We start from the raw sequence: 4,689 nt of genomic DNA, 5'->3' as shown, positions 1-4,689 counted from the left end.
AGGTGCGGAGCCCGCCGCACAGCCCGCCCGAGCGCCGCCCGAGAAGCCCGCCGGAGCGCCCGCGCAGCCGCCCCCGCACCGGCCCGCAGCGGGGGCGGCTACGCGTCGCCCGCCTCGTCCTCCTCCGCGCCCCCCATCGGCTGCGTCGGCTGCGTCGGCCGAGTGGCCGCGCGCGGCTGGCCCGGCAGCCCGAGCGCGGTGGCGAGGCCGTCCGGCCCGCTGCCCGCCTTGCGGTAGACCGCGGCCAGGCGCCGGTTGACCAGGCTCAGCTGCACGCCGAGCTCGTCGGCGATCCGCTGCGGCGGCACGCCCCGCAGCGCCAGCTGGGCGACGTCCCACTCCGGCTGGCTGAGCGCCTCGCGGGAGGCGCGGAAATCGCCCAGCCGGTTGGGCCGCAGGCCGTAGTTGGCGAGCTCCCGGCGCGCCTGCTCGACGAGGCCCTCGGCCGAGCAGTGCTGGGCCAGCTCGATGCCCTGGTAGAGGTACTCCTGGGCGTCGTCCAGCCGCCCGACCCGGCGCAGCGCCGCCCCGAGCTCGACCAGCGCGACGGCGTGCTCGTAGCCGGCCGGGGACTGGCCGAGGTAGGTCACCGCCTGCTCCAGGAGCTCGACCGCCTGCTGGCCGTCCTCGATCTGGGCGTGCAGGCGCAGTGCGGTGCCGATCGCCGAGGCGGTGCCGAAGGTGCGCGCGTCCTGGATGGCCTTGTGGGCGTACTCGCGGGCCCGCTCGGGCTCGTCCTGGGCGATGGCGATGGCGAGGTGGCCGGCCCACGGCGCCCAGACGGTGTTGTGCCAGCCGCGGGCCTCCAGCTGGGCGCCGGCCTCGGTGAGCGCGGCGGCGGCGCCGGCGTAGCGCCGCTTGGCGACGAGCAGCTTGCCGTACAGCGAGGGCGCGTCGGGCAGGACCATCGCGGTGTCGTGGTACGGCGGCTGGAAGCCGAAGCCCGTGGCGAGCTCCCACGCCTCCTCGACGCGTCCGCGCGCGAGCAGGGTGTCGACGAGCACGCCGACGGCGTCCCACGCGAGCGGCAGCTTGGGGGCGATCCGCTCGGAGAGGCGCAGGGCGCGGCGCAGGAAGTCCTCGGCCTCGGCGAGCAGGCCGCGGCGGAAGCGGGCGAGGCCCATCAGGAAGTAGGCGAAGCCCCGGTGGGCGCCGCTCCACCCGGCGACCTCGAACTGGACGATGGCGTCGGCGAACAGCCTTTCGGCCTGGGCGATGCGGTCGTTGTAGGTGTAGGTGAGGCCGAGCATCGCGGGCAGTTCGAAGCCCCAGGTGCTGTCGGTCCAGCCGAGGCCCTTGGGCAGCCGGCCGGCCTCCAGGACGTCGTCGGCGTGGGCGAGCGCGTCGGCGGAGGGGGCGCCGCGCAGGGTGAGGTCCCAGGCGCGCATCGCGAGGACGGCCCGGTCGGCGGGCTCGCGGCCGGTGAGGCTCTCGCACATCTCGCCGAGCCGGCGGGAGCGGCCGGGGCCGTCCTCCTCGGACTTGCGGAACGCGTGCCACATGAACGAGGCGGCCTGGAGGCGCAGCCGGCCCGCCGCGTCGTCGGTGGCGTCGACCTCCTCCTGGCACACCAGTGCGGCCTCGCGCAGCTCGCCGCTGTGCGCGAGCACCTCGGAGAGCCGGAACGTGGCGTCCACCCGCAGTTCGGGGCGCAGCGGCCCCTCGTCGGGGTCGAGGGCGAGCTTGAGCTGGTTGACGGTGGCGACGGGGTCGGTGAGCAGGGCGGAGCAGCCGAGTTCGTAGAGCACCTCGGCGCGGATGCCGTCGGCGGGAGGCTCGTTGAGGGCGCGGTGCAGGCAGCGCTGGGCGGCCTCGGGGGCACCGATGAGGAGGTGTTCGGCGGCGGCCTTGCGCAGCTTGCGCACGGTGCGGTCGTCGCCCTCGCCCGCGAAGGTCTCGACGAGGTGGCGGGAGGCGGCGAGCAGGCCGAGCCCGGCGTTCTCGATCTCGGCGGCGGCGACGCCGTGCATGCCGGTGCGGGTGGCCTCCGGCATGGTGTTGTAGATCGAGCTGCCGATCAGCGGGTGGACGAACTCCAGGTTCCCGTTGGGGGTCTGGGTCAGGACGCGCTGCTTGCGGAGGTGCTTGATGGACTCGCGGGCGCCCTCGGCGCTCTGGGTGGAGATGCGGGTCGCGAGGTCGATGCGGATGTCGGTGCCGAGCATCGCGCAGGCCCAGGCGAAGCGCAGGGTGCTGGCGCCGAGCCGGTCGAGCCAGGTCTTGAGGGTCATCCCGTTGGAGTCGACGGCGAGTTCGCGCAGCTGGACGGAGTTCTCCTCGAGCGGTTCGAGCTCCTGGTCGCGGACCTGGTCGAGCAGGGCGATGGCCTCGAAGGGGTTGCCGTTGACGACGTTCCAGAACTCGTAGCAGAAGGCGTCCTCGGCCTTGTCGCCGAGTTCGGCGCGGATGATGTCCGTGACCGAGACGAGCGAGAGCCGGTTGAGCTCGTGCCGACGGGTGGCGAGCTTGAGGACGGCGGCGTGGTGGGGGTGGGCCTCGGGCTGCCAGTCGTGCTCGTCCTCGCGGAACGCGAAGACCAGCAGGACGGGCAGTTCGCGTGCGCGGACGGCGAACTGGGTGAGCCAGGAGAGGGATTCCAGGTCGGCCCAGTGCAGGTCGTCGACGATCATCACCAGGGGCGCGCTGCGGGGCGCGAGTTGGGTGAGGACGTAGTCCAGTCCGTCGCGCACGCCCTGCGGGTCGAGGCGGCGGGCGCCGGCTTTGGGCTGCTTGAGGCCCATCGCCGGTCCGACGACCTCCTCCCACGTGCCCATCACCTGGCGGAACTCGGCGGGCGCGAGGCTGGTGAGCGCGGGCTGCAGGAGCTGGCGCAGCACGTGGTACGGCTCCTTGACCTGCTGTTCGCCGCCTCGGGCGAACAGCACGGTGGCGCCGTCGCGGAGCTTGGCGGCGCGCCGCACCTCGTGCAGCAGGCTGGTCTTGCCGATGCCGGGACGGCCGGAGATGGTGAGGAGTTCGCCGATCTCGGTGCCCCCGGCGGCGAATTCGCGGCACAGCTTCTCGACGGCGGTCTCGGCGGAGCGCAGTTCCGCGTCGCGGTCGCGCAGTCTGACCCGGGGAGCGGCGCCGTCCCCGTCCCGGCCGGGGCCGGTTCCCGCCCGAAGTCCGTTGCGCTGCTCGGTCACGTCATGCCTCCGCCGCTCCTGCTGGCTCATGGTCGTGTGCCGAGGTTAGCGCCGTGGGGGGCGTGCCGTGCGGCATTCGCGCAGGCTGAGGCGGACGGTGAGGGTTCGGAACGCTTGCCACGGGCAATTGCCCTATATCCCTAACGTCCGATCATTACATCAGATACCCTACGGCCCGCGAGGCGAAGATGATCTTGTCCTGTCACCCTCACCCCCGAAGCCTCGCTGCGTCAACTCCCCCACACGCCGTGCCCTAACCGCAAGCGCCCCCACCCTCCGCTGCACCGGGAGTCCGATGTCTGACGACACTTCACTTCAGATCCCGTTCCCGCACCGCCGCAGTACGCACATCCCGCAGGCCACCGCACTGCACCGCGACTGGCTCCTCCGCCACCCGCTGCTGCCCGACGCCGACCACCCCGGCTACGCCCACTGGGAGGTCGTCGAGCTCGCCGCGCTGGGCTACCCGGACGCCGGACCGGACGAACTCGCCCTGGCGGCCGACCTGATGGGGTTCTACTTCCTCTTCGACGACCAGTTCGACGGCCCGCTCGGCCGCCGCCCCACCGAGGTCGCCCCGATCTGCGAACGGCTCATCGCGGTGCTGCACGGCGCTCAGGCCGACCAGCGCTCCCCCGTCGAGACGGCGTTCGCGGACCTCTGGGACCGCAGCGTGCGCGGCATGCCCGCGCGCTGGCAGGCCCGCGCCGCCTACAACTGGGAGTGGTACCTGGCCAGTCACCCGGCCGAGGCCGCCGGACGGATCTCCACCCGCCCGCCGGACCGGGCCGGCTACCTCGTCCTCAGACGGGGCACCGCGGCCATGGAGACCATCTTCGACATGGTCGAACGGCTCGGCCAGTTCGAGGTGCCGCCGGCCGTCCTGCACCACCCGGTGCTCCGTCAGCTGCGCCAACTCGCCGCCGACATACCCTCGTTGAGCAACGACGTGCGGTCCTTCCCGCTGGAGGCCCCGCGCGGCGACGTCAACAACCTCGTGCTGATCGTCCAGCGCGAGCGCCGCTGCTCGGCCGAGGAGGCCTGCGCGGTGGTCATCGACGAGGCGCAGATCATGGTCGAGCGCTGCGGCGAGCTGCACGCCCAACTCCCGGAGGTCTACCGGGAGCTGGGCTTGTCCCGGGTCGAGGCGAGCATCGCCCAGCGGTACGCCGACGGGCTGCTCACCTGGCTCGCCGGCTACCAGTACTGGGAGTCCCGCACGGGCCGCTACCACTCCGTCTGACGCCGGACCACCAGACCGCCGACGGACCAGCCGGACCACCCCCGGACCACCAGACCGCCGACAGACCAGCCGGACCACCCCGAACCACCAGACCGTCGACAGACCAGCCGGACCACCCCCGGCACCGCACCGGTGCGGGCCGCCCGCCTCTCCCCACGCGCCGCGCCCGCCCACCGGCGGGGCTCCGCAGGGCGGCCCCGGCGATCTCCACAACGGCCGGAACGCGCACCCTCCGTGCACGAGCTCCGCACGGACCGTAGCCGCGCCGCGCCGTCGCGACTATCGTGCTCGACGGCGGGC

General features: G+C 73.5%; 2 protein-coding genes. One reads left to right on the top strand and one right to left on the bottom strand.

The window, feature by feature from the left end:
- Positions 1-98: 98 nt before the first annotated feature.
- Positions 99-3,146, bottom strand: a complete 3,048-nt coding sequence (locus AB0O00_RS30215; RefSeq protein ID WP_363657145.1) for an AAA family ATPase — start codon at positions 3,144-3,146, stop codon at positions 99-101.
- A 295-nt stretch (positions 3,147-3,441) separates the two neighbouring features.
- On the opposite strand from AB0O00_RS30215, the gene AB0O00_RS30210 reads away from it, so the two are divergent.
- Positions 3,442-4,389 carry a hypothetical protein gene (locus AB0O00_RS30210; protein ID WP_363657143.1) on the top strand — a complete coding sequence of 316 codons (948 nt, stop codon included), beginning with the start codon at positions 3,442-3,444 and terminating at the stop codon, positions 4,387-4,389.
- Positions 4,390-4,689 lie beyond the last annotated feature (300 nt).

This window comes from Kitasatospora sp. NPDC093558 (assembly GCF_040683475.1).
Classification (GTDB): Bacteria; Actinomycetota; Actinomycetes; order Streptomycetales; family Streptomycetaceae; genus Kitasatospora.
The sequence above is the reverse complement of the archived record's forward strand: the minus strand, read 5'-3'. Positions and strand labels throughout refer to the sequence as shown.

What these genes read in the sequence shown, in the direction of transcription:
- AB0O00_RS30210 (WP_363657143.1), top strand. Translation starts at nt 3,442, where the DNA reads ATGTCTGACGACACTTCACTTCAGATCCCGTTCCCGCACCGCCGCAGT.